Annotated in this window: 25 protein-coding genes; 11 read left to right on the top strand and 14 right to left on the bottom strand. The window is 64.4% G+C overall.

The features are described 5' to 3' along the window. Positions 1 to 2: 2 nt before the first annotated feature. From cyoB to cyoD, 3 genes are read left to right on the top strand one after another with little or no spacing between them, the layout of a single operon-like run. Entirely contained in the window at positions 3 to 1,979 is a 1,977-nt protein-coding gene (gene cyoB, locus RMET_RS29530) for a cytochrome o ubiquinol oxidase subunit I (RefSeq protein WP_011520188.1), read from the top strand. A 2-nt stretch (positions 1,980 to 1,981) separates the two neighbouring features. Continuing rightward, entirely contained in the window at positions 1,982 to 2,662 is a 681-nt protein-coding gene (gene cyoC, locus RMET_RS29525) for a cytochrome o ubiquinol oxidase subunit III (protein WP_011520187.1), read from the top strand. Further along, positions 2,659 to 3,024: a cytochrome o ubiquinol oxidase subunit IV gene (cyoD, locus tag RMET_RS29520; RefSeq protein WP_011520186.1), complete on the top strand. Its 366-nt coding sequence runs from the start codon at positions 2,659 to 2,661 to the stop codon at positions 3,022 to 3,024. The genes cyoC and cyoD overlap by 4 nt, the downstream gene beginning before the upstream one ends. An 81-nt stretch (positions 3,025 to 3,105) precedes the next feature. On the opposite strand, the gene RMET_RS29515 is transcribed toward cyoD, so the two are convergent. Continuing rightward, a complete protein-coding gene (locus tag RMET_RS29515) occupies positions 3,106 to 3,300 on the bottom strand; it encodes a DUF1059 domain-containing protein (protein WP_008648807.1) in 195 nt (64 codons plus the stop codon). Positions 3,301 to 3,538: 238 nt separating this feature from the next. On the opposite strand from RMET_RS29515, the gene RMET_RS29510 reads away from it, so the two are divergent. Further along, complete coding sequence (locus RMET_RS29510; protein WP_008648808.1) at positions 3,539 to 4,186, top strand: DsbA family oxidoreductase; 648 nt, start codon at positions 3,539 to 3,541, stop codon at positions 4,184 to 4,186. Positions 4,187 to 4,268: 82 nt separating this feature from the next. Here the strand turns inward: RMET_RS29510 and RMET_RS29505 are convergent, their stop codons facing one another. From RMET_RS29505 to RMET_RS29495, 3 genes are all read right to left on the bottom strand, one after another. After that, complete coding sequence (locus RMET_RS29505) at positions 4,269 to 4,517, bottom strand: hypothetical protein (RefSeq protein ID WP_011520185.1); 249 nt, start codon at positions 4,515 to 4,517, stop codon at positions 4,269 to 4,271. A 62-nt stretch (positions 4,518 to 4,579) separates the two neighbouring features. Beyond that, positions 4,580 to 5,842 (bottom strand): serine hydrolase domain-containing protein, encoded by a 1,263-nt coding sequence (locus tag RMET_RS29500; RefSeq protein ID WP_011520184.1) that lies wholly within the window; start codon positions 5,840 to 5,842, stop codon positions 4,580 to 4,582. A gap of 82 nt (positions 5,843 to 5,924) precedes the next feature. Continuing rightward, complete coding sequence (locus RMET_RS29495; RefSeq protein WP_029308717.1) at positions 5,925 to 6,113, bottom strand: hypothetical protein; 189 nt, start codon at positions 6,111 to 6,113, stop codon at positions 5,925 to 5,927. A 160-nt stretch (positions 6,114 to 6,273) separates the two neighbouring features. Between RMET_RS29495 and RMET_RS29490 the strand changes: the two genes are divergently transcribed. Next, positions 6,274 to 6,552, top strand: a complete 279-nt coding sequence (locus tag RMET_RS29490; protein WP_011520182.1) for a hypothetical protein — start codon at positions 6,274 to 6,276, stop codon at positions 6,550 to 6,552. Between the two features lie 28 nt (positions 6,553 to 6,580). On the opposite strand, the gene RMET_RS29485 is transcribed toward RMET_RS29490, so the two are convergent. The 6 genes from RMET_RS29485 to RMET_RS29460 all read right to left on the bottom strand — a co-directional run bounded on the left by RMET_RS29485 (position 6,581) and on the right by RMET_RS29460 (position 11,782). Further along, positions 6,581 to 8,242 carry a cation acetate symporter gene (locus tag RMET_RS29485; protein ID WP_011520181.1) on the bottom strand — a complete coding sequence of 554 codons (1,662 nt, stop codon included), beginning with the start codon at positions 8,240 to 8,242 and terminating at the stop codon, positions 6,581 to 6,583. Beyond that, entirely contained in the window at positions 8,239 to 8,544 is a 306-nt protein-coding gene (locus RMET_RS29480; RefSeq protein WP_011520180.1) for a DUF485 domain-containing protein, read from the bottom strand. Before RMET_RS29480 ends, RMET_RS29485 begins: the two co-directional genes overlap by 4 nt. Before the next feature lie 228 nt (positions 8,545 to 8,772). Further along, positions 8,773 to 9,420: a hypothetical protein gene (locus RMET_RS29475; RefSeq protein ID WP_011520179.1), complete on the bottom strand. Its 648-nt coding sequence runs from the start codon at positions 9,418 to 9,420 to the stop codon at positions 8,773 to 8,775. Between the two features lies 1 nt (position 9,421). Beyond that, positions 9,422 to 10,099 carry a VIT1/CCC1 transporter family protein gene (locus RMET_RS29470; protein ID WP_029308719.1) on the bottom strand — a complete coding sequence of 226 codons (678 nt, stop codon included), beginning with the start codon at positions 10,097 to 10,099 and terminating at the stop codon, positions 9,422 to 9,424. 105 nt (positions 10,100 to 10,204) lie between these two features. Continuing rightward, positions 10,205 to 10,570 carry a hypothetical protein gene (locus RMET_RS29465; protein ID WP_008652207.1) on the bottom strand — a complete coding sequence of 122 codons (366 nt, stop codon included), beginning with the start codon at positions 10,568 to 10,570 and terminating at the stop codon, positions 10,205 to 10,207. Positions 10,571 to 10,705: 135 nt separating this feature from the next. Next, complete coding sequence (locus tag RMET_RS29460; protein WP_011520176.1) at positions 10,706 to 11,782, bottom strand: porin; 1,077 nt, start codon at positions 11,780 to 11,782, stop codon at positions 10,706 to 10,708. A 509-nt stretch (positions 11,783 to 12,291) separates the two neighbouring features. Between RMET_RS29460 and RMET_RS29455 the strand changes: the two genes are divergently transcribed. After that, positions 12,292 to 12,627 (top strand): cupin domain-containing protein, encoded by a 336-nt coding sequence (locus RMET_RS29455; protein ID WP_011520175.1) that lies wholly within the window; start codon positions 12,292 to 12,294, stop codon positions 12,625 to 12,627. Positions 12,628 to 12,650: 23 nt separating this feature from the next. Further along, positions 12,651 to 13,676, top strand: a complete 1,026-nt coding sequence (locus RMET_RS29450; protein ID WP_011520174.1) for a hypothetical protein — start codon at positions 12,651 to 12,653, stop codon at positions 13,674 to 13,676. 39 nt (positions 13,677 to 13,715) lie between these two features. Here the strand turns inward: RMET_RS29450 and RMET_RS29445 are convergent, their stop codons facing one another. Next, on the bottom strand, positions 13,716 to 14,423 hold the full coding sequence (locus RMET_RS29445; protein ID WP_011520173.1) for an HAD-IA family hydrolase: 708 nt from the start codon (positions 14,421 to 14,423) through the stop codon (positions 13,716 to 13,718). A 93-nt stretch (positions 14,424 to 14,516) separates the two neighbouring features. Then, positions 14,517 to 15,389 carry a hypothetical protein gene (locus RMET_RS29440; RefSeq protein WP_224444700.1) on the bottom strand — a complete coding sequence of 291 codons (873 nt, stop codon included), beginning with the start codon at positions 15,387 to 15,389 and terminating at the stop codon, positions 14,517 to 14,519. A 537-nt stretch (positions 15,390 to 15,926) separates the two neighbouring features. Here RMET_RS29440 and RMET_RS29435 point away from each other — a divergent pair. Next, entirely contained in the window at positions 15,927 to 16,256 is a 330-nt protein-coding gene (locus tag RMET_RS29435) for an EF-hand domain-containing protein (RefSeq protein WP_008652587.1), read from the top strand. Between the two features lie 157 nt (positions 16,257 to 16,413). Beyond that, complete coding sequence (locus RMET_RS29430) at positions 16,414 to 16,842, top strand: MarR family winged helix-turn-helix transcriptional regulator (protein WP_008652586.1); 429 nt, start codon at positions 16,414 to 16,416, stop codon at positions 16,840 to 16,842. A gap of 57 nt (positions 16,843 to 16,899) precedes the next feature. Here RMET_RS29430 and RMET_RS29425 read toward each other — a convergent pair whose 3' ends face one another. Then, on the bottom strand, positions 16,900 to 17,676 hold the full coding sequence (locus RMET_RS29425; RefSeq protein WP_011520170.1) for an enoyl-CoA hydratase: 777 nt from the start codon (positions 17,674 to 17,676) through the stop codon (positions 16,900 to 16,902). A 566-nt stretch (positions 17,677 to 18,242) separates the two neighbouring features. Between RMET_RS29425 and panE the strand changes: the two genes are divergently transcribed. Both panE and RMET_RS29415 read left to right on the top strand, forming a co-directional pair. Continuing rightward, positions 18,243 to 19,166, top strand: a complete 924-nt coding sequence (gene panE, locus RMET_RS29420) for a 2-dehydropantoate 2-reductase (protein ID WP_011520169.1) — start codon at positions 18,243 to 18,245, stop codon at positions 19,164 to 19,166. Between the two features lie 169 nt (positions 19,167 to 19,335). Continuing rightward, on the top strand, positions 19,336 to 20,919 hold the full coding sequence (locus RMET_RS29415) for an alpha/beta hydrolase family protein (protein ID WP_011520168.1): 1,584 nt from the start codon (positions 19,336 to 19,338) through the stop codon (positions 20,917 to 20,919). Between the two features lie 87 nt (positions 20,920 to 21,006). Here the strand turns inward: RMET_RS29415 and RMET_RS29410 are convergent, their stop codons facing one another. After that, positions 21,007 to 22,641 (bottom strand): acyl-CoA synthetase, encoded by a 1,635-nt coding sequence (locus RMET_RS29410; RefSeq protein ID WP_011520167.1) that lies wholly within the window; start codon positions 22,639 to 22,641, stop codon positions 21,007 to 21,009. Positions 22,642 to 22,781: the final 140 nt, after the last annotated feature.

Below are 22,781 nucleotides of genomic sequence, written 5' to 3'. Positions count from 1 at the left end.
CCATGTTCGGAAAACTGACTCTCGATGCCATCCCCATGCACGAACCCATCATCATGGGCACGCTGGTGGTGGTACTGCTGGGCGGCGCCGCCCTGTTCGGCGCGATCACGTATCACCGCAAGTGGACCTACCTCTGGCGCGAGTGGATCTGCTCGGTGGACCACAAGCGCGTTGGCGTGATGTACATCATCATGGCGCTGGTCATGCTGCTGCGCGGCTTTGCCGACGCCATCATGATGCGCACGCAGCAGGCCATTGCCGTCGGCGAGACCGCCGGTTACCTGCCGCCGCACCACTACGACCAGATCTTCACGGCGCACGGCGTGATCATGATCTTCTTCGTGGCCACGCCGTTCATCCTGGGCTTGATGAACGTGATCGTGCCGCTGCAGATCGGCGCGCGCGACGTGGCCTATCCGTTCGTCAACTCGCTGAGCTTCTGGCTCTCGGCCATTGGCGCGGTGCTGGTGATGATCTCGATGTTCGTTGGCGATTTCGCCGCCACCGGATGGGTGGCCTACCCACCGCTCAGTGGTCTTGAGTACAGTCCGACCGTTGGGGTGGATTACTACATCTGGGCGCTACAGATATCAGGGCTTGGCACCACGCTGACAGGCATCAACTTCATCGTCACGATCCTGCGGATGCGCGCGCCGGGCCTGACGCTGATGAAGATGCCGGTGTTCACGTGGACCGCGCTGATCACGAACATCCTGATCGTCGCGATCTTCCCTGTGCTCACCGCCACGCTGGCGCTGCTTACCGCCGACCGCTATCTGGACATGCATTTCTTCACCAGCGAGCTTGGCGGGAACGCGATGATGTACGTGAACCTGATCTGGATCTGGGGCCACCCCGAGGTCTACGTGCTGATCCTGCCGTGCTTCGGCGCGTTCTCGGAGATCATTGCCACGTTCTCGCGCAAGCCGCTGTTCGGCTACAAGTCGATGGTCTACGCGACGTCGTCGATTGGTGTGCTGTCGTTCTTCGTCTGGCTGCACCACTTCTTCACGATGGGCTCGGGCGCCAGCGTCAACGCGTTCTTCGGCATCATGACGTCGATCATCTCGATTCCGACCGGCGTGAAGCTGTTCAATTGGCTGTTCACGATGTATCGCGGCCGCATCCGCTTCCATTCGTCGACGCTGTGGACCATCGGCTTCATGGTGACGTTCGCGGTGGGCGGCATGACCGGCGTGCTGCTGGCCGTGCCGGGCGCGGACTTCGTGCTGCATAACAGCCTGTTCCTGATCGCCCACTTCCACAACGTGATCATCGGTGGCGTGGTCTTCGGTTGTCTGGCGGCCATGTCGTTCTGGTTCCCGAAGGTGTTCGGCTTCACGCTCAACGAGTTCTGGGGCAAGGTCGCGTTCTGGTGCTGGCTGATCGGCTTCTACCTGGCCTTCATGCCGCTGTACGCGCTGGGCCTGATGGGTATGACCCGCCGCATGAACCACTACACCAACCCCGAGTGGCAGCCGTACCTGATCGTCGCGCTGGTTGGCGCGTGCATCATCGGCGCCGGCATCCTGGCAATCCTGTGGCAGCTCTACGTCAGCGTGCGTGACCGCAACCAGAACCGTGACTTGACCGGCGATCCGTGGGATGGCCGCAGCCTGGAGTGGGCCACCGCCTCGCCCGCGCCGTTCTACAACTTCGCGCACGTGCCGAACATCACGTCGCTGGAGCAGCACTGGGAAGACAAGGATACCGGCCGCGCCTACGCGCAGCCCGCCAGGTACGAGGACATCCATATGCCGCGCAATACATCGGCTGGCTTCCTCGTCTCCGTGTTTGGCCTTGTGTTCTGTTTCGGCTTTGTCTGGCACATCTGGTGGATGGTGGGCTTCGGCCTGGCCGCGATGATCTTCACCTTCATCGCCCGCGCGTATGACCGCGACGTGGACTACTACGTCCCCGCCGCCGAAGTGGAACGCATCGAACGCGCGCGCTTCCAGCAACTGCAAGGCTCCAACTGATCATGACGACATCCCTGAAACTCCGGGCCGACGCAGCGCCCGGCATCCATGCGCCGGGCCATGCGTCCGACGCCCACGGCCATGACGCTGCCCACGGTCACGACGGACACGACGATCACGTGGTGCAGTCGCGCACCACGCTGGGCTTCTGGCTCTATCTGATGAGCGACTGCCTGATCTTCGCGGTGCTGTTCGCGACGTTCGGCGTGCTGGTCAACAACACCGCGGGCGGCCCGGGCGGGCGCGAACTGTTCGACCTGCGCTTCGTGCTCGGTGAAACGATGCTGCTGCTGACCAGCAGCCTGACCTTCGGCGTGGCGATGATCAAGTTGGAGGACGGCAAGGCCAATCCGAACCAGGTGATCCGCTGGATAGTGCTGACGTTCGCGCTCGGCGCGGCGTTCGTCGGCATGGAGATCTTCGAGTTCATGGAACTGATTCACGAAGGGGCGGGCCCGGGCCGCAGCGCCTATCTGTCGGCGTTCTTCATGCTGGTGGGCACGCACGGCCTGCACGTCACGGCCGGGCTGCTCTGGATCATCGTGATGGTGCACCAGATCCAGGTGTTCGGCCTCGACGGCATCGTGCGTCGACGCCTGGCCTGCCTGAGCCTGTTCTGGCACTTCCTGGATCTCGTGTGGATCTGCGTTTTCTCCATCGTCTACCTGAGGACCTTCCTGTGAAGCCCACCAGCGCTACCGCTCATGAATCGTCGCACGGCAGCATTCGCAGCCACCTGATCGGCTACGGGCTGTCGGTGGTGCTGACCCTGGTGTCCTTCGGTGCCGTGATGAGTGGGGTACTGCCGCCGGGCTACGGGCTCGCGGTCATCGTCCTGCTCTGCATCGCGCAGTTGCTGGTGCAACTGGTCTTCTTCCTGCATCTGGGCCCGCGCAAGGGGCAGCGTGGCAACACGGCGATCTTCGCCTGCACGGTGTTCCTGATTGCCATCGTGGTGTCTGGCTCGCTGTGGGTCATGCACAACGCCAATCTGAACATGATGCCGATGCAGTCCATGCCGCTGCAGGCCAGCCCGAAGGGCTGAGCGAATCGAACCGATCCGGTTTGGGGAAGGCGTGGCGGCACAATGGGCGTTGTGCCGCCGCGCCCCTTTTTTATCCAGGCTTCAACTCGGCGGCGAGCCGTCCTTGAAGCACGCCTTGAGCTGGCTGCGCAACTCTGGCGTGTCCTGATGCTCGTGCACCTGTACAGCGTGCTGGACCGCGGCTTCCAGCAGTTCCTCTTCGGTATCAGCACTGAGTGCCACCGTGCAATGCATCTGGCTGGGATAGTCGCGGCAATCGATGAATTTGCGTCCCATCGTTGCCTCCTGGCGCGAATGGTTCGTCGGGATGGGAACCTCGGGGGCTCCCAGTGCGGAGGCCGGCTGCGCAGCATCCGCGAGTTCGGCTCCTCCTGCAGGCGTGGTCGTTGACGGGACACCGGCGCGGTTGGCCGATGTCATGTCCAGTATAGAGCGTGGCACGCATCGCCAAGCACGGCCCGGCGATTCACGCTAACCTGTCGCGGTTCCCATATTCCGCAGATCAGGAAAAGTCATGACTCAAGCACTCAGGATCGATTTTGTTTCCGATATCGCATGCCCATGGTGCGCCATTGGCCTGACGTCGCTCAAGCAGGCGCTGGAGCGTCTCGGGGACGAAGTGGAAGCCGAGATCGTCGTGCATCCGTTCGAACTGAATCCGGACATGCCGCCGGAAGGCCGCACCATCCTCGACTACGTCAGCACGAAGTACGGCAGCACCGCCGAGCAGCTTGCCGAGCGCCAGGTACAGATCCGCGAGCGCGGCGAGGCGGTCGGATTCGAGTTTGGCCCCCGGACGCATATCTACAACACGTTCGACGCGCATCGCGTGTTGCAGTGGGCCGGCACGCAGGGCAAGAAGCTGCCGCTCAAGCTGGCCTTGCTGAAGGCCTATCACGGCGCGGGCAAGGACCCGAGCAATCACGACGTGATTGTGGAGGCCGCGCAATCGGCGGGTCTCGATGGCGCGGAGGCGCGCCGCATTCTGGAAAGCGATGCCTATGCCGATGAAGTGCGCGCTGAGGTGGCGCAGTTCCAGTCGATGGGTATCAACTCGGTGCCATCGGTCATTTTCGACAACCGCTACCTCCTCACGGGCGGGCAACCGCCGGAAGCCTTCGAGCAGGTGATTCGCGAAGTGCTGGAAAAACGGCAGTCATGAAGTGATCGTGGCCGCGTGCGGGTCTCCACCCGCACGCGGCCACGTTGCCTGCTGGACGTCGGGGCGACTTTACTCGTGCCCCTTACTCATGCCCCGTTACGAACTTCTTCGTCGAGTGATAGCCACGCTTGCTGGCATCGGCGACGGCATGGCCGGCAGCCTTGGCGCCGTCGCCAATCGCAATCGCGGTCTCGTGCACCGCGTGTCCGGTCTTCTTGCCTGCCGCCTTGACGTCGGCCTTGAATTCACGGGCGCCTTCGGCCACGCTGGCGTTGGCCAGCGTACTGAAGGCGATCAGCACGATCGCAACGAGGGAAGTTGCTTTCTTCATCAACGGTATCCCGACTCGGTCTCTGATGCGTGCATTGTAGTACCGTCCGATGCGTGTGACGTTCAGCGCGCACCGGCGCCCGGCTCCGTGATCGCGCTGTAGACCATCGTGCGCAATTGGCGGCGCACGGGATAGGCCGACGACGGCAGGAGCTGGGTCAGGAAGAGGCCGATCAGGTCTTCCTCAGGATCGACCCAGAAGAAGGTGCTGGCCGCGCCGCCCCAGAAGAAGTCTCCGGCGCTGCCGGGAATCAGCGTGGTGGCTGGCGTGAGCGTCGTGGCGAAGCCGAGTCCGAATCCGACGCCTTCGTAGGTGGCCTCGCTGAACATCGAGCGGGACATGCGCGGCAGATCCACACCGCCCGGCAGATGGTTGGCGGTCATCAGCGCCAGGGTCTTCGGACTCAGCAGGCGCGCGCCATCGAGTTCGCCACCCTGCAGCAACATGCGTGCGAAGCACATGTAGTCCGCCGCCGTCGACACCAGACCACCGCCACCCGAGACAAAGCTGGGCGGCTTCAGGTAGGTGCTGGCCAGAGGATCGTCCTGGAGCATCGGCCCACGCGGCGAAATGACCTTCGAACCCAGCGCGCCGATGGCGTAGCACGCGCAGAAGCGCGATACCTTGTCCTCGGGTACGTGGAACGCGGTATCGACCATGCCCAGCGGATCGAAGATGCGTTCCTTCAGGAAGGTCTCGAACGGCATGCCGCTGATCTTGCCGACCAGGTAGCCCAGCACGTCGGTCGATACCGAGTAGTTCCAGGCCTCGCCCGGCGAGAACTCTAGCGGCAGCGTGGCCAGCTTCTCGATCATGTCGTCGAGCGTGCCGTCCGTGGCGATGTCGCCCAGCTTCAGCCTGCGATAGGCGGCATCGACATTGGTGTTCTGCTGGAAGCCGTAGGTCAGTCCAGAGGTGTGGCGCAGCAGGTCGACCACCTGCATCGGTCGTGCTGGCGCGCGCGTCTGGAAGCTCTCCATGAAGCCGCCGGTGAAGACGCCGAGGTTTTCCCATGCGGGAATGTACTTGCTGACCGGATCGTCAAGCGCGATCTTGCATTCCTCGAGCAGCATCATGATCGCCACCGAGGTGATCGGCTTGGTCATCGAGTAGATGCGGAAGATCGAGTCCTCGGCCAGCGGCACCTGCCGCTCGCGGTCGGCCTGGCCCAGCACCGAGTTCAACACCAGCTCGCCACGCCGCCACACCTGGGTCAGCGCGCACGGTAGCTTGCCGTTGGCGATATACGCTTCATTGATGAAACGATCGATCCGCCCCAGCCGCTCCCGGGACATCCCCTGCGTTTCCCTGCCTTGCATATCCATGGCTTCTCCTCGATCCGGCGTTCAGTCCAGTGCTGCATGTGCCGTGAAGGGTCAAGGATACCCCGGGAGACGCGGATCCCGCTCAGTCGCCAGCCTTCTCCGGCGGCACGGCCTTGCCGAGCAGCTTGCCGAGCAGGCCGGTCTTGCCGGTCTCCGCGCGGCGGCTGCCCTTAGGCAGCGAGCCAGCCCGGTTGGCACCGTACTGTTTCATGCTGTTGTTGATCTTCAGGCCCTTGTTCTTTTCCAGATCGGTTTTCTTCACGGACGTCATCCCACTAGTTGAGCCCGGCATTGTACGCAGGTGGGCCGGCAAGCGGCCGGTTCGGGCCGTCTGGTGGCCTTGCGCGGGGGCATAACAATTCATTACAACGCCAGCATCCCGCCCGCATTATGCTCGCCGACCGTGACGATAAGGGATACGGAAGGATCGAATGAAAAGGGATTGCGGCGTTCGTGTGATGACGGCGGCATGGCTGCTTGCGGCAGCCAGTTCCGGTAACGCGCTGGCCCAGCATGTGGTGGGCGGCATGGGCGAACCGGTGCGGATGGGGGCGTTCGACGCGCGCGGCCAGTTCGAGGGCCAGGCCATTCTGGCTGCGCCGGTGTCAGGCAAGGAGAAGGCGCGCGCCAGACCGACCGGCACGCGCCGTGTGCCCGCCGCAGGCACGCGTGGCGTGACACCCACGCTGCCCGGCAAGCAGTTGCCGTAGGCGCCGCGGGAGGGCGACGCCGGGCGGATCAGTGGCTTGCGGCCCCGACGGCGCCGATGCCGGTCTCGGAACGCAGTTCCTGTGCCTCGAAGCCGGCACGGTCGATACGTGCCCGGGGTGACCTGTCGGTGATCGAGAAGAACCAGATGCCGACGAAGCCGATCGTCATTGAGAACAGCGCCGGAGACGTGTACGGGAATGGCGCATTCTTGAAGTGGAACACGTCGACCCACACCGCCTGGGACAGGACCGTCAGAATCACGGCTGACAGCAGGCCGAGGAAGCCGCCAACCATCGCGCCGCGCGTGGTGCAGTTCTTCCACAGCACCGACATGAACAGGACCGGGAAGTTGGCCGATGCCGCCACGGCGAACGCCAGCGACACCATGAACGCGATGTTCTGCTTCTCGAAGACGATGCCGAGCACCACGGCGATGATGCCGAGGATGATCGTGGTGATGCGCGACACGCGCAGTTCCATCGAACTGGTTGCCTTGCCGTGCATGAAGACCGTGGAGTACAGGTCGTGCGACACCGCCGACGCGCCGGCCAGCGTGAGGCCGGCCACCACGGCCAGGATTGTCGCGAACGCCACCGCCGAGATGAACCCGAGGAACACGTTGCCGCCCACTGCAGTGGCCAGGTGAACGGCCGCCATGTTGAGGCCGCCGAGCAGCTTGCCGCTACCGTCCTGGAACGTCGGGTTGGTGCTCACCAGCACGATGGCGCCGAAGCCGATGATGAACGTCAGGATGTAGAAGTAGCCGATCCACGTGGTGGCCCAGAACACGGACTTGCGCGCTTCCTTGGCATTGGGCACGGTGAAGAATCGCATCAGGACGTGCGGCAGGCCGGCCGTGCCGAACATCAGCGCGATGCCGAATGAGATCGCCGAAATCGGGTCCTTGATGAATGTGCCCGGGCCCATGATCGCGTCCTTCTTGGCATGGACTTCAACGGCCTTGGCGAACAGTGCTTCGGGGCTGAAGTGGAACTGCGCCATGACCATGAAGGCCATGAATGATGCGCCGCCCAGCAGCAGGCCAGCCTTGATGATCTGCACCCAGGTGGTTGCCGTCATGCCGCCGAACAGCACGTACACCATCATCAGCGCGCCAACGATCACCACCGCGATCCAGTACTCGAGCCCGAACAGCAGCTTGATCAGTTGCCCGGCGCCCACCATCTGCGCGATCAGGTAGAACGCCACCACCACCAGCGTGCCCGACGCCGCGAACGCGCGGATCGGGCCCTGCTTGAAGCGGTAGGCGGCCACATCGGCAAACGTGAAACGGCCGAGGTTGCGCAGGCGCTCCGCCATCAGGAACGTGATGATTGGCCAGCCGACCAGGAAGCCGATCGAGTAGATCAGGCCGTCGTAGCCGTTTGCGAACACGGCGGCGGAAATGCCGAGGAACGATGCTGCCGACATGTAGTCGCCAGCGATGGCCAGGCCGTTCTGGAAGCCGGTGATGCCACCACCGCCCGTATAGAACGCCGCCGCGGACGTGGTCCGCTTGGCCGCCCATTTGGTGATGAACAGCGTGCCGATGACGAACACGACGAACATGCCGATGGCCGTCCAGTTGGTGGGCTGTTTGACGGCCTGTCCAAGATCACCACCCGCGGCCAGCGCGGCCGTCGACAACAGCAATGCGCCGCCTGCGGCGATAACGTGATGCGTTTTCATGCGACCTCCCGCTTGATCTGCTCGGTGAGCTCGTCATAGGTGTTGTTGGCATGACGCACGTAGAGCCCCGTGATGACGACGGTGAAGACGATCACGAACAGCCCGATCGGCATGCCCCAAGTGGTCACGCCGTCTCCGACCTTCTTGGCCATCAGGTCCTTGTCGAAGGCAATCAGCAGCACGTAGCCGTAATACACCACGAGCATGACGAGCGTGAGTATCCAGCCAAGCCGCGAGCGCTTGTGGACGAGTCGTTGATACCGTGGGTTGGTCTTCAGTCTTTCGACCAGATCGTCATTCATCTCTGTCTCCTGCGTACTTGTGCGCTTTGCATGGCCGAGTGCCGCCCGCGCGCCACGCCAGCGGGGTGCGCAATATGAGCGTCATCAGGGAACCATGCCGACAAGGTACGGTGCTCGGCTTACCTGCTTCTTACACGGGTCAGAGAATTTCCCGGGGGTAAACGCGGAGTGGTGCGTCGGGATGGGCTTGGGGCGTCACGACATTGCGTGCTGCCGCGCGCGGGAGAACTAGAACGAGACGGTGAGGTTCGTCATGACCACCTGTTCGGACGAGCCGGGATTGAACCAGTAGCAGCCGACCGTCACGTTCTTGAACGTGAGTTGCACCAGGCCGCCACGCTGGAACTCACGATCGCCGCCGTAGATCCGCGTTCGTTGCATCACGAAGCCAAGCCGCAGCCAATCGACCGGACGATACCCAAGCTCGCTCCAGGCATAGAGATAACTTGGCGTTTGCGTGCCGGAGCCGGTCAGGTACTCGGCTTCGATGTAGTAGTCGAACTTGTACGCGGCGAGACTCGCCTCCAGCCCCGGAATCACGCCGTGGATGCTTCCCATGGCGAAGCCGATGATCGGCGTCACCTTGTAGGTGAATGTTTCGCCGCCGGCGAAGGACCAGCCAACGAAGGCCGATTGCGCGTGCATGGCCTCGTAGTTGGCACGCGCTTCGAGATGCAGCTTGTCGCGCTCCGCGATCGCGATGGCGGAAAGGTAACTCTGTTCCTGACGCGGCATGTTCCAGTAGCCGGCGAGCGAGAAATTCCAGGCGGGTGGCTGCGCTTCCTGCGATGCGTTGGCCGCAGGCGCGGCAGCCTCCTGCGCGTGCGCGCTGGATACGGCCAGCGCGATACCCAATGCGGCGACCGGGTGGCGCATCTCATCCCCCCAGGGCGATGACGGCCATCGTCAGGACGACACCGAGCGCAGTCATGCCAAGGCCGGTGGCCCAGCCATTGAATCCCGCGTGGCGACCGAGCGCCATGCCGCCGACGAACAGCATGATGAGGGTCAGGATGCGGGAAACGATCAGGGCCGTCGGCACATCGCTCAGCAACACGAATGGCAGCGCGACGGGAAACGTGGACAGCACGACGATGAAGAAGATGCGGATGGACCCCAGCAAGTCGCGGGCATTGAGCTTCGCCCGCTCAGGGAGTTCTACGGCATTGGCCATCCGCTGACGCAACATGTCGATCTCGGCGTCACTCAGCAGCAACTGCGCGCTGGGTGACAGCGCGGTGCGGATGGCACGCACGGCCTCGGTTGCGGTTGGCGCCTCCCGGGCGGCCGTTGCGACCTTGAATCGCATCCCGCGATCCGCCAGGGTACGTACCAGGAACATGATCGCGTCGACGAGCCCCCAGGCCAGATTACAGCCAAGCGCCGTGACGAGCATCGTGTGGCCCGCGTCGGCCCCGGAAGTCGGGGAGGCTGCAGAAGTTGCCGAAGATACCGCGCCGACGAACGTCAGGGCCATGAACAGCCCAAAGCACATCTCCGCGACACGATCGACGACATTAAGGGCTGGATCGCGCCCTTCGTCCGCCTGCTCCATCGCATCGGACTCCGATTGGCTTCCTGGCATGGCTGTTCACCTGGCGAGTAAGTTGGAGTGGTTCGAGTTGGTTCCGGGCGGACGGCTGTGTTCAGGACTGCGGCGCTACTGGCCGTCGCACGCCAGGCTCGATGCGCCCGTGTCCTTGAAGGTCACCACTACCTTGCTGTCCTTGGCGATGGTGATGGTCTGGCCATAGCTCACGGTCGGCATGAAGGCGATATCCGGCGCGACGGCCACGGGCGGATTCCGCGCGCCGTCGACACTCAGCGCCAGCTCGACGCGATAGGTATCCACCGCCACGCCCTGGCCCTGTGCCTTCTGCGCGAACTTCTGCTTGAACGCGCACAGGTCGGTGGTGATCTTTTCCAGCGCAGTGGAGATATCGACGGGTTTGCCGGGCGGGATTGGCGCGGTGTTGCAGGCCGCCAGCCAGCAGGGGCCCAGCACTGCAATCAAGGCGGTACGCATCAGTGGCTTCAAGATGTTCTCCTGCGAGGCGGCTGTCCGTTGTGCTCGATCCACTTTATCTCTGCCGCTGTATGGTCTCCATTGGTCCAAAGCCCTAGGGACCCCCCAAGGGACCAATGGAAACCAGCCGGATGCTCAGAACTGATGGCGCATGCCGACCATGACGCCCACGCGTGTGGTGCTGTCGATGTCGGTCACCGGCGTGCCAGCCCAATACTCGGTCTCGCGGCCGACGGTGCCGCCGCGCGCGTAGACGACATCGGCCTCTACGTACAGGCTGGTGCGCTTGGAGAGCGCGTAGTCGCCGACCAGGGCGACGCTGTCGGCGTTGCCGCTGCCCAGCAGGATGGGTGTCTCCTGGAACTGCGTGGTCACGGCCCCGCGTTGCTGGTAGCGGTAATAGGCGCCAGACAGATGCAGCGCAGGGGTGAGCTGATAGCCGAGGCCGATGAACGAGGTGGCGAATGAGGCATCGCTGGCTGTTTCGCGACGTCCCATGTGGCCCAGGTAGGCCGTGGCCTTGCCGAACGCGTAGGACCCGCCCACCGAGTAATTGCGGATCGTGTTCGTGCCATCGGTGCTGCTGCGCTGGTCGTAGGCTACGCCCAGCGCCAGCGGTCCCTGCTGGTATTTCACGCCGCCGCCGAGCGTGGTGCCGCGGCTCTGGTTGCCGGGTTGCTCGCCCGCGCCGTAGTCGAGCTGGACGGAGAACGGGCCGACCGTGTTTTGATAGACCACGCTGTTGTTGATGCGGTAGTCCTGGAAGAAGATGTCGCCGCCGACGTACAGCGGGTCGGACCAGAAGTTGCCCCAGCCCTGATCGAGCGGATTGAACGCCCAGCCGATGTTGTTGAGCGCGTTGTACTGGCGCCCGAAGGTCAGACTGCCCCAGTTGCCGGAGAGACCGGCCCAGGCCTGGCGGCCGAAAAATGCGTTGTAGGCCGCGCGGCCATCGTCGCTGCCGATGCCGGCCTCGAGCTGGAAGATGGCCCTGTTGCCGCCCCCAAGGTCCTCGGAGCCCCGCAGGCCGAAGCGGCTGCCTACCATGCCGCCCGATACGAGCGCGACCTGGTCATGATGCCGGCCATCGAGGTTCGAGGTATAGCGCACCGCCGAACTGACGATGCCGTACAGGTTCACACCGGATTCGGCGTAAGTGGTGCCGGGCACGACGGTGGCGGCAAGCAGCCAGAGGCTGGCTGACTTCTTCATGGATTGTCCTCCGGAATTCGGTCCCGCCCGGCGCAAGAGCGCGTCCAGGGGCAGACCGGCCAGGCAGTTGCCTGGGGGGTTCCAGTCCCGTGCGGCGGTCCCGTCAGGGCGCGCGGGGCGTTATCCAGACCGTGCGCGGCAAACGGCGCGTAGGCCCGGATCGAGGGTCGAAGCGGCAGGCAAAGCCTGGAGGGGGCGCAAGCCGGACCGCTCGTTGGCAGGTTCGGGCAGGCTGGTGGGGCGGGCGCGAGGGCCCAGGGATGTGTTCGCCGGATACCCACTTCGACGTTCGTGACGGCGGCTCGTGTGCGGATAAAGACATGCACGATGGGCCGCGTCCGGCGTGGCGAACGATGCGTAGTTTACTGCATTCGCCCCGACGCCCCGAAATGCGCGTCTTTTGACGCACGTCCCTTTCTGACAGGCCGGTTCTGGCAATAGACTGAAAGCGGCCACATGCGGCGTGCGTCGCGCCGCCCGGCGTTCATCCAATCAGCGAGCCCCTATCCATGTCACTGCCCCATCTTTCGTCTGGCCAGACCGCGAGCGTCCTGCCGCTCGGCACGGACCTGGCGCAAACACCGAGTAGCGCGCTGTTCAAGGCCCCCCACCTCGAAGTTGCCCGGCTCGTCATGCTGGCCGGCAAGCGGCTGCCACAGCACGCGGTACCCGGCCCGGTCACGATTCAATGTCTCGAAGGCGAAATCGAGGTAACGCTCGGCAGCGTTGCCCAACGGCTTCGACACGGCGATCTGCTCTACCTCGCTGGCGGGGAGCCGCACGACGTGGCGGCGCTCAGCGATGCGTCGCTGCTGTTGACGATCGTGCTGCTGAATCACGGCTGACACACGACTGACAAGAGGATCCGATGGGTATCAGCAGATGGTTCAGGCGTCGCGGGACCGAGGCATCCGGTGGGGGCGCCAGAGGCGGACGTGACGTCGAAGACACAATCGAGCGCATGACGGCGTTGAATCCGCGCCTGCGGTTGGCCACGCGCTACCAGCAGAGGCTGGCGCCCGATACCGCCGCGGCGCTCGAATACGTCAGGGGGCTGGTGGCCCAACTGCCCGCCGTTCATGAGGCATGTGCGGCCGACTGGTCCACGGATGCCTGCATCCATGCCTGCTTTGCGACGGCGGACGACGTATCCCGCGCGCTGAATGGGGCCGCGACACTGCGCAAGTTCTTCGACAACAACCTGGCGGCCGATGAGGCGTACGCGGTGCTCGGCATGACCATGGTGGAGCGCCACACGCTCGGCGTGGCCACGGAAGGCGATACCGTGCGCTCCGATGTGCCGCAGACGACATTCAGCTTCAGCGATCACCAACTCACGATGTGCGAGCCGACCGAGGCAGCGCTGCGCGAGGAGATCGTGCGCCGAATGCTCGACCAACTGGCGATCCAGGGGATGGCGCGCATTGCCAGCAGGCTGACGAAGCGCGATGCGCTCAAGCAGGAGATCGCACTGCTCAAGACGCGGCAGCGCCTGCTCGAGTCGCAAGGCAAGGGGATGGGCGCGGTAGTGGGCGGCGCGGTGGAACCGGCAATCGGTGAGGTGGCGAAACTGGACGCCGAAATCGCGCGCAACGATGCCGAACTGGCCAAGCTGTCCGAGGCCACCGGCACGCTCGATCGCCAACTGGACATCCTGATCAAGGTGATCGGGGATGTCAGGCAATTGCTCCGGGTGGATTACCGGCACGTGCGGCTGAGCCGCATGAATGTCCTGCTGACGAATGACGACGTGGGTGGCGATGACGTCGAGCTGTCGTCGGCGACCATCCCCGGTGACCCGCCGCTGGTCCGGGCGTTCATGCTGGTGCGGGTGAAGCGCAGTGCGATAGTCCCGGTGCGCAATATGCTGGACGAAGCGGAGCGCTTCCTCTAAGAGCCGTTTCGTTTTCTTTCGATAACGTCTCTACGCGCTTCAGGCGTCCAGTGCCTGACACAGCGCCCGCAGATCGCGAACGATCAGGTGCGGAGGCGGGCTGCTGCGTGACCATTGCGCGGCGGACGCCTCTTCGGAGCGCACCACCCATGCGGCCTGTGCGCCGGCGGCGATCGCGCCGGCTACGTCGAGGTCGGGATCGTCACCGACGTGAAGCATTCGGCCGGGCGCGCATCCGGCTGCATCGGCTGCCGCGTGGAAAATCGCGGCGCCGGGTTTGCCGCTGCCGAAGCTCTGCGGGTTCAGCGATGCCCGGAAGAACTGGTGCCCGCCAGTCAGCTTGAGATTCGCATTGCCATTCGATACCGCGACGAGTGGAAACCGCTGGCTCAGCCATTCCAGCGCGGGCAGCGCATCGTCGAAGAAATCGACCTGCTGGCGCGCAGCGTAGAAAGCGTCGTAGGCGGCCTCGGCAAGGCCGGGGTCTTCGTTCGACATGTCGAGCACCAGCCGGATCGAGCCCAGCCGCAGCGCGCGCATGTTGCCAGCCAGTTCGGGGCGCATGGCCTCGAACTGGACGCGGAGGTCACGCAGCACCTGGGGCGATGAAAGGATCGGTGCGGATTTGGGCGCTTGCTGCAGCAACCAGTCATGCAGGACCTGTTCCGCGCGCACGACGGCAGGTTCGAAAGCCCAAAGGGTGTCGTCGAGATCGAGAGATATTGCGGAGATACCGGCCAGACGCATGGTGGGGAACGTGAAAAAGCGGAGTTGCGGGGGACTCCGCCGAATTTACCATCTTCGTTCGCATCGCCCCCGCAGGCCGTGTCGACCGCAAGGTCACTTCAGGCTGAGCGTGAATGGCAATAGCAACACGTTGACCAGCAGCAGCGCATACACGATCACGATGGCCGCAGGGATGACCACGGGCGGCCGATAAGGCGGGTAGGCGTGTCGACGGCGCCAGAGGACTCCAGCCGTGGTTCCTGTGATGACCAGTGCCAGCAAGGCGCTGGCCCACGCCAGTGATGCAGGTCCGGACTCGTCGGCATTGGTCGCCGTGTCCGAATCGGTCAGCGAGATGTCGACAGCGGTTGTCGAAGTGATGGGGGCGCGGGCGACAGACATGGCAACGGGTGTTTCAAACGATGTCGTGCGAACCGGCTGCGCGATGGCAGCGGTGGCTGTCGCGCGGACAGGTGCCGTTATGGTTGTCACGCGTTGCGCTGGCGCGGCGGGTGTCGGCGGCGCGTCATGACGTCCGGTCGATGGCGCGCTCGCTGCGACGTGCGGCGCGGCGGCCGCTGTGCTGTGCATCGAACTGCGGTCCCGCCAGAACAGGTGGAACAGGCCATCGAGGCAGCGTGCCGAATCACAGGCATCCCGCCGGGCGCGCCAGGCGACGATATCGGCGTTCTGGATCGTGCCCTTGTGCAGCATCCTTTGCTGCTCGGCATAGATGCGTTCGTAACGCTCGGACAGTCCCGGTGAATCGCACACCAGGCGATTGCGCGTGCCACTTGCGCGTGAGCTGCTGGTGTTCAGTGAGCAGCGCATCCCGTTGCCGCTGGGGTCATCGCAAATCACAGGGGCGTTGGTTCCGCGCGAATGGCAGATGATGTCCGATGCGCTCACGTTGCCTGCCGCGAGCAGGCCGGTTGCGAGGCAGATGGCCATACGAATGGCCCAGCGCACAGTGACCCTCTTCATCATGCCCCCCTCATTGAAGCGGCCTGGTTTTATAACGTAGACGAAAGCCCGGGCGATGCCCAAGCACGCAATGCGATGGGCGGGTCATGATGCACTTGCCGCCAGATCGGGTTTCCCATACGCGCGACGTTCCGATCATTCGTCCGCCGTCGTAATTCCTGAGACGGAAAGCCTCCATCGTGGCGGCGCCGTTACTGGGTGATTGCGTGTGCATCCTCAGAACGCTCGTGACGCAGCGTGCCGTGATCAATGGGACGCCGCGCCCGGTATGTGGCGAACGGGCGTTTGAAGCCTGGGGCTGGCTCCTTGCACCCTATTGCGCCACGAGGGGCGGCCGCAGCCGCGTCGAGTCGTGGCTGTCACGAGATGAAGACAACCTGATGTGAAGCCTTTGCGCTGCGGAATTGAATTCTTTCGATGCGTCGGCCGAACGCAAGCGGTGCCCATAGAATGCGTCTGGATTGGGTCCATTGCAGTACCGCTGCTGTGGGGAGGCCCGCGGTGGCATCACAATAACCTGAGTTACCCGAGGAGACTGATATGAGCCATCGTTTCGCCGCTGCCGGCGCAGTGTTCGCGTTGTTGTTGCTGTCCGCCACCGCTGGCGCACAGACACAACCGCAGCCGCAACCACCCGCGAACGCGCAGGAAGCCAAGGCGAAGTTCACGGAGAAGTTCAACGAGGCGGATGCCAACCACGATGGCAAGCTGACGCGCGAGGAAGCCGAGGCAGGAATGCCGCACGTGGCGAAGGACTTCGACAAGATCGATGCCAAGAAGAAGGGCTACGTCACGCAGAAGCAGGTTGGCGCGTACTACGCCGCCAAGGCGAAGCAGCGCCGCGCTCAGGACCCGGGCAACCTGAACTGATCCGAGCCGCATCCGCCAGGGCGGTCGCCACCGGCGCCGCCTTGTGCGCGTCTGAGCGTATCTCCAGACCGGTCCCCCCGGTTGTCGAAAGTCCCGTGTGACGTGCGTGATAACATTTAAAAAATTCGCGCGCGAACTAAATCACCCGGGTGCCGTCTTGAATCCTCGACTTGTCTACCTCCTGAATGTCGGTCAGCGTCGGCTGCATCGATGGACACAGGCGCGCACCGCCGCCGGTGGCGTCACCGCATCGCAGGCCGGAATGCTGTTCTTCCTCGGCAAGAACGATGGCGCGTTGATGAGCGAGGCAGGCGCGGCGCTCGACCTTGGCGCGCCGGGCGTGAGCGGGCTGGTGGATCGCATGGAGCGGGCGGGGCTGGTCGAACGCGGCCTGGACGAGCACGATCGCCGGGCCTTCCGCATCTGGCTGACCGATGCCGGACGCACCGCGCTCAAGCGCTCCCGGTCGAATCTCACCGAACTGAATGCCCGATTGACCGAGGGGTTCACGGCCGCCGAGATCGATGTGGTGGCGCGCTGGCTGACGAGCCTGCAGGACAAGTTCCCGGCCAGCGACGACGAGTGATGCAGGGGATGAACGAAGGCGCCGAAGCAGACGACGCGGACGACGCCTTCTGACCCATCACTGCTTGGCGATCCTGCTGAAGTCCGGCTGGCGCTTCTGGACAAACGCCGCGAAGGCTTCCTTCGCTTCCGCGCTGCGCAGCCGCTCCACGAACGTCGAACTCTCGGCGTCCATCTGCGCGACCAGTTTCTCGGCCTCCCGCATCAGACGCTTCATTGCCGTCAGAGAGCCGGACGGCTTGGTGGCGATCTTTTCCGCGATGCGTCGGCCTTCCGCGCGCAGCTGGTCGCCCGGAACCGTCCGGTTCGCGATGCCCCATGCCACGGCGGTGTCCGCCGGCAACGGATCGCCCAGCGAGAACATTTCAAACGCGCGCGCGTGGCCGATGCGCAACGGCAGCAGGTAGCTCGACGCTGCCTCGGGCACAAGCGCGAGGTTCACGAACGGCGTGATCAACTGCGCATCGTCGGCCAGAACCACATAGTCACAATGCAGCAGCATGGTCGTGCCGACGCCGACGGCCTTGCCCTGGACTGCCGCGACGATCGGCACTGTGGCATTCGCCAGGCTATGCAGGAATCGCACGACATGGCGCTCCTTGGGTGCGTTCCCGGTGGCCTGGGCCGCGAACTCCCCGATGTCGTTGCCGGCCGTGAAGGAATCACCGTCAGCCTGAATCAGCACGACCCGGACCGATGCGTCGGTCGATGCATTCTCGATGGCGTCCGCCAGGGCGCCGTACATGTCGTTGGTCAGCGCGTTCTTCTTGTCCGCTCGCGAAATCGTGAGGGTCAGCACGCCACGTTCAAGTCCTGCTTGGATTTCCGGAATCACGGCTTTGTCTCCTGCAATGGAAGGGGTAGGGGCAATGAAGATGTTCGTATGCGAAGTAGATGCAAAGTATAGTTGATTCGCGTGCGAAGTAAACCGGCGCGAGCATCACCCTTTCCTCCGGAGCCGCGGCAGGCGCGTGACCTGTATGCCATCAGCAATCACCCCATGAGGGTTTGTGCCGACTTTTCCGCTTGGCGGCGTTGCAGTCTACTGAACCCAGGTTGTGCAGTGTGGCCGGGGGGCGCGCGGCGTCTCCCGGGGTTTGGAAACCTTTCTGGAGACAACACCATGGTGACCAAGCAGGACGATGCCTTCATTCTGAGAAACCTGATCGCGCTGGCTGCCGTGGAGACACTGGGCGGCGCCATTGCACTCGGGCTGGTGTTCAATCTACTGACATGACCTGATGCTCGTGGCGCTGCGTGCGGCTGATCCGCGCGCAACGCCACGAGACCCGGATTCCGGGCCATTCGGCGACCGGCATTTCGCTTCCAGCAGACTTTCCAGGCCATCACTACAATGGCGCATTGCCCGGCTCGTTGCCGGGCCAGATCTGGGAGTGGAGGATGCGAATTCTGGTTGTCGGAGTGGGAGCCACGGGTGGCTACTTTGGCGCGCGGCTGCTGCAGGCCGGGCGTGATGTGACGTTCCTGGTGCGCCCCCGCCGCGCCGCGCAACTGGCCGAACACGGCCTGCGAGTTAAGAGCCCGCACGGCGACCTGCATTTCCCGAATCCCCCTGTGGTGTTGTCCGAGCAGATCACGCAGCCTTATGACGTGGTGTTGCTGAGCTGCAAGGCGTACGACCTCGAAAGCGCCATGGATGGCTTCGCGCCCGCCATGGGGCCGAACACGGTCATCATCCCGTTGCTCAACGGCATGCAGCATCTGGATCGCCTCGATGCGCGTTTCGGCGCCGGGCGTGTCATGGGGGGCCGCTGCCTGATCTCCAGCACGCTCGATGACCAGGGCACCATTCTTCATCTGTCGAGCTTCCACGTTCTGTCGTTTGGCGAGCGCCCTTCGGGCAGCAGTGAGCGCGCGCTGGCCTTGGCCGCCGCTTTCAGCGATGCCGGCTTCGACGTCCAACGCAGCGACGCCATGCTGCAGGACATGTGGGAGAAATGGCTGTTCCTTGCCACGCTGGCATCGGCTACCTGCCTGATGCGAGCGACCATCGGCGATATTCTCGCCGCGCCACGCGGGCGCGAGACCATCGCGGCGTTGCTTGGCGAATGCGCCGGCGTTGCGGCCGCCAATGGCTATCCGGCCCGGGGCCCCGTACTGGAGCAGGCGAAGACCACGCTGTTTGCCGAAGGATCGCCGCTGACGGCCTCGATGCTGCGCGACCTAGAGCGCGGCGGGGCGATCGAATCGGACCAGATCGTGGGTGACATGCTGGCCCGCCGTGGCCAGACCGCAGCGCCCACGCTGGAGATGGCGCTGACCAGCCTGAAAGCCTACGAAGCGCGCCGCGCGCGCGGAGGCTGAAGCCGCTGGCGTCCGATTCGCCCGCATCGCAGAATTTGTCAGGACAGAATCAAGCCTGATACACGCGATTTCGATTGGGCGAACGACGCCGTTTACCTACACTCCGCACATTACAAGCAGCGCCCGGTACGAGCCATGCCGGGTAAAACAAGAGCGGAGGAGGTCGTAAATGCGGGAAATCCTGTTCAAGGTGGGCCTTGCCTCGCTGGCGGCCTGCACCACGCTGGGCGCCAGCGCTCAGAGCACCACGGCATGCAATGGGGCCGGTTGCGGCTTTGGCGGAGGTGGTCTGCTGAACCAGCAGACCACCTTGCGCCTGAGCGCGGCCCAACTGGCGGCACTGCTCGGATCCACTGACGATGGACGCCAGCTCATGCAGGTTGCGGGCGTGCCACGGTGCGACATCGAGATCGTGACGCTGCGCTACCGCACGGTGGGCGGCGCCGGGGAACCGGCGAACGCCAGCGCCGCGCTGATGATTCCCGGTGGCGCGGCCTGCAGTGGTCCGCGCCCGACGCTGCTGTACGCACACGGCACCACGACATACAAGAAGTACAACCTCGCCGATATCACGCAGACCGACCCGCGTAACGGCGACGGCGCGTCGGAGGGCATCAGCGTGGCTGCGATGTACGCGGCGCAGGGCTATATCGTCGTGGCCAGCAACTATGCCGGCTATGCGGGCTCGGATCTCGACTATCACCCGTACCTGAATGGGGCGCAGCAATCGGCCGACATGGTGGGCGCGCTTGCCGCCGCGCGTGTCGTCATGCGGGCGCCGGGTGGCGGGCGCAACGTGCAGGAGAGCGGCAAGCTCTTCGTCACCGGATATTCGCAGGGTGGCTACGTGGCGATGGCCACGCACCGGCTGCTGCAGGCTGCCGGGATTCCGGTGACCGCGTCGGCGCCGGGGTCGGGGCCGTATGCACTGGCGGCAATGGGCGACGCACTGGTGGCCGGACAGGTGGGTATCGGTTCCACGGTGTTCGCCGTGCTCGTCACCACGAGCTACCAGCGGTCCTACCAGAATCTCTACCGCAAGCCGTCCGACTTCTACGAGTCGGCCTATGCGCCAGGCATCGCCAGCCTGCTGCCGAGCATGAATTCGCTCGACAAGATCTTCACGCAGGGCAAGTTGCCGCCTACTCAGCTCTTCAACAGTACGCCGCCGGCCTCGCAGTTCGCATCGCTGACGCCGCCGAAGGCGCCGCCGCTGGCATCGCCAGACCTGACGCCGGTGTTCGCGCTCGGTTTCGGCAACGCTGACCTCGTGCGCAACGACTACCGGCTGGCCATGCTTGAAGATGCGCTGGTCAATCCGGACGGCGCGTTCCCGAGTTCGACCGTGTCGATGGCGCCGGCAACGCGGCCCGTGCAACCGCTGCGCGTGGACTTCAAGATCAACGATCTACGCAACTGGCAGCCACGCGCGCCGGTCCAGCTATGCGGCGGGCATGACGACCCCACCGTGTTCTTCTTCAACGCCACGGTGCAGCAGGCGTACTGGAGCAGCGCGAAGGTGCCGGCGGGCCTGACCAGCGTGCTGGATGTGGATGCGCCCATCGCCGGCCCAAGCGACCCCTATGCGGCGCTCAAACAAGGCTTCTCGTTGGCGAAGATGAATGTTGCCGCACAGGCGGTGGCGGCGGGTGCGCAGGATGGCGGCGCGTCGGCGGTCATCCAGGCGTATCACGGCACGCTGGTGGCACCGTTCTGCATGGTCGCCGCGCGAGCGTTCTTCGGACAGTTTTGAGCGGGAATGTCGATAAAAAACGCGCGGCGGGGCGACCCGCCGCGCGTTTTTTCCATCAAGCGATTGGTCGATTGGTCGATCGGTCGATCAGACGTCGATGGCAGCGTTCGACTGCATCTTCTTGCGCAGTTCGAACTTCTGGATCTTGCCGGTAGAGGTCTTGGGCAGCGGCCCGAAGTAGACCGCCTTCGGCACCTTGAAGCCGGCCAGCAGCGTGCGGCAATGTGCAATCAGTTCTTCGGCCGTGACGCTTGCGCCATCCTTCAGTTCGACGAACGCGCACGGCGTCTCGCCCCACTTGGCATCCGGCTGCGCCACCACGGCGGCGGCCAGCACCGCGGGGTGGCGGTAGAGCGCGTCTTCCACCTCGACGCTGGAAATGTTCTCCCCGCCGGAGATGATGATGTCCTTGCTGCGGTCCTTGATCTTGATGTAGCCGTCAGGCATGCACACGCCAAGGTCGCCCGTATGGAACCAGCCGCCCGCGAACGCCTCGCGCGTGGCCTTGTCGTTCTTGAGGTAACCCTTCATGCAGATGTTGCCGCGGAACATGATTTCGCCGATGGTCTCGCCGTCGCGCGGTACGGGCTGCATCGTATCCGGGTCCAGCACCGTGACGCCGGACTGCAGGTGATAGCGCACGCCCTGGCGCGCCTTCAGCACCGCGCGTTCTTCCTGCGACACCGTGTGCCAGGCGTCCTGCTCCGCGCAGACCGCGGCCGGGCCGTAGACCTCGGTCAGGCCGTAGACATGCGACAGGTCGAAACCCATCGCTTCCATCTGCGCCAGCACCGCCGCCGGGGGCGGGGCGCCCGCCACCATGCCGCGCACCGGCCCGCGCAGCCCTTCGCGCCACGACGGCGGCGCGTTGACCAGCGCGGTGTGGACGATCGGCGCGGCGCAGTAGTGCGTCACACCTTCGTCGCGCATCAGGTCGAAGACGAGCTTCGGCTCGAACTTGCGCAGGCAGACGTTCACGCCGGCGCGGGCCGCGACTGTCCACGGGAAGCACCAGCCGTTGCAGTGGAACATCGGCAGCGTCCACAGGTAGACCGGATGCTTGGCCATGTCCCACTCCAGGATGTTGGAGATGGCGTTCATGGCCGCGCCGCGATGGTGATAGACCACGCCCTTCGGGTCGCCGGTAGTGCCCGACGTGTAGTTCAGGGCAATGGCGTCCCACTCGTCGCCGGGCATCTTCCAGTCGAATTCCGGATCGCCGCTGGCCAGGAAGGACTCGTAATCGGTGTCACCGAACCGCTCGGCGTCGGGCCCGAGCACGTCTTCCACCGCGATCACCTTGAGTCCACGCACCTCGCGCGCCATCTGACGGGCGGCATCGGCGAACTCGGTGTCCGCCAGCAGCACCTTGGCTTCGCCGTGGCGCAGCATGAAGACCAGGTTGGCGGCGTCCAGGCGGATGTTGAGTGCATTCAGCACCGCACCGGCCATCGGCACGCCGAAGTGCGCCTCGACCATCGCCGGGGTGTTGGGCAGCAGCGCCGCCACGGTATCGCCCTTGCCCACGCCCGCGCGGGTCAGCGCGCTGGCCAGGCGCCGGCAGCGCGCGTAGGTGTCGCGCCAGTTCTGGCGCACCGTGCCATGCACGATGGCCAGGCGATCGCCGTAGACCTCGGCCGCGCGGGCGATGAAGTCGAGCGGGGTGATCGGAACGTAGTTGGCGGGGTTGCGGGCCAGTCCGGTGTCGTAGTCGGTCGGCATGGCGTGTCTCCTATGGTGATCCTTGGGGATTCGTCGAATGAAATCCGGCGCAAGCTATCATCTCGCCTCCGGCGGACTCTGTCGTCCGGATGACAGATCTGGCGTTTTCGATGCGTTGCAGCATTGTGAATGCCCAGAAA

Origin of the sequence: Cupriavidus metallidurans CH34 (assembly GCF_000196015.1) — a bacterium.
GTDB classification, from domain to species: Bacteria; Pseudomonadota; Gammaproteobacteria; order Burkholderiales; family Burkholderiaceae; genus Cupriavidus; species Cupriavidus metallidurans.
The sequence above is the reverse complement of the archived record's forward strand: the minus strand, read 5'-3'. Positions and strand labels throughout refer to the sequence as shown.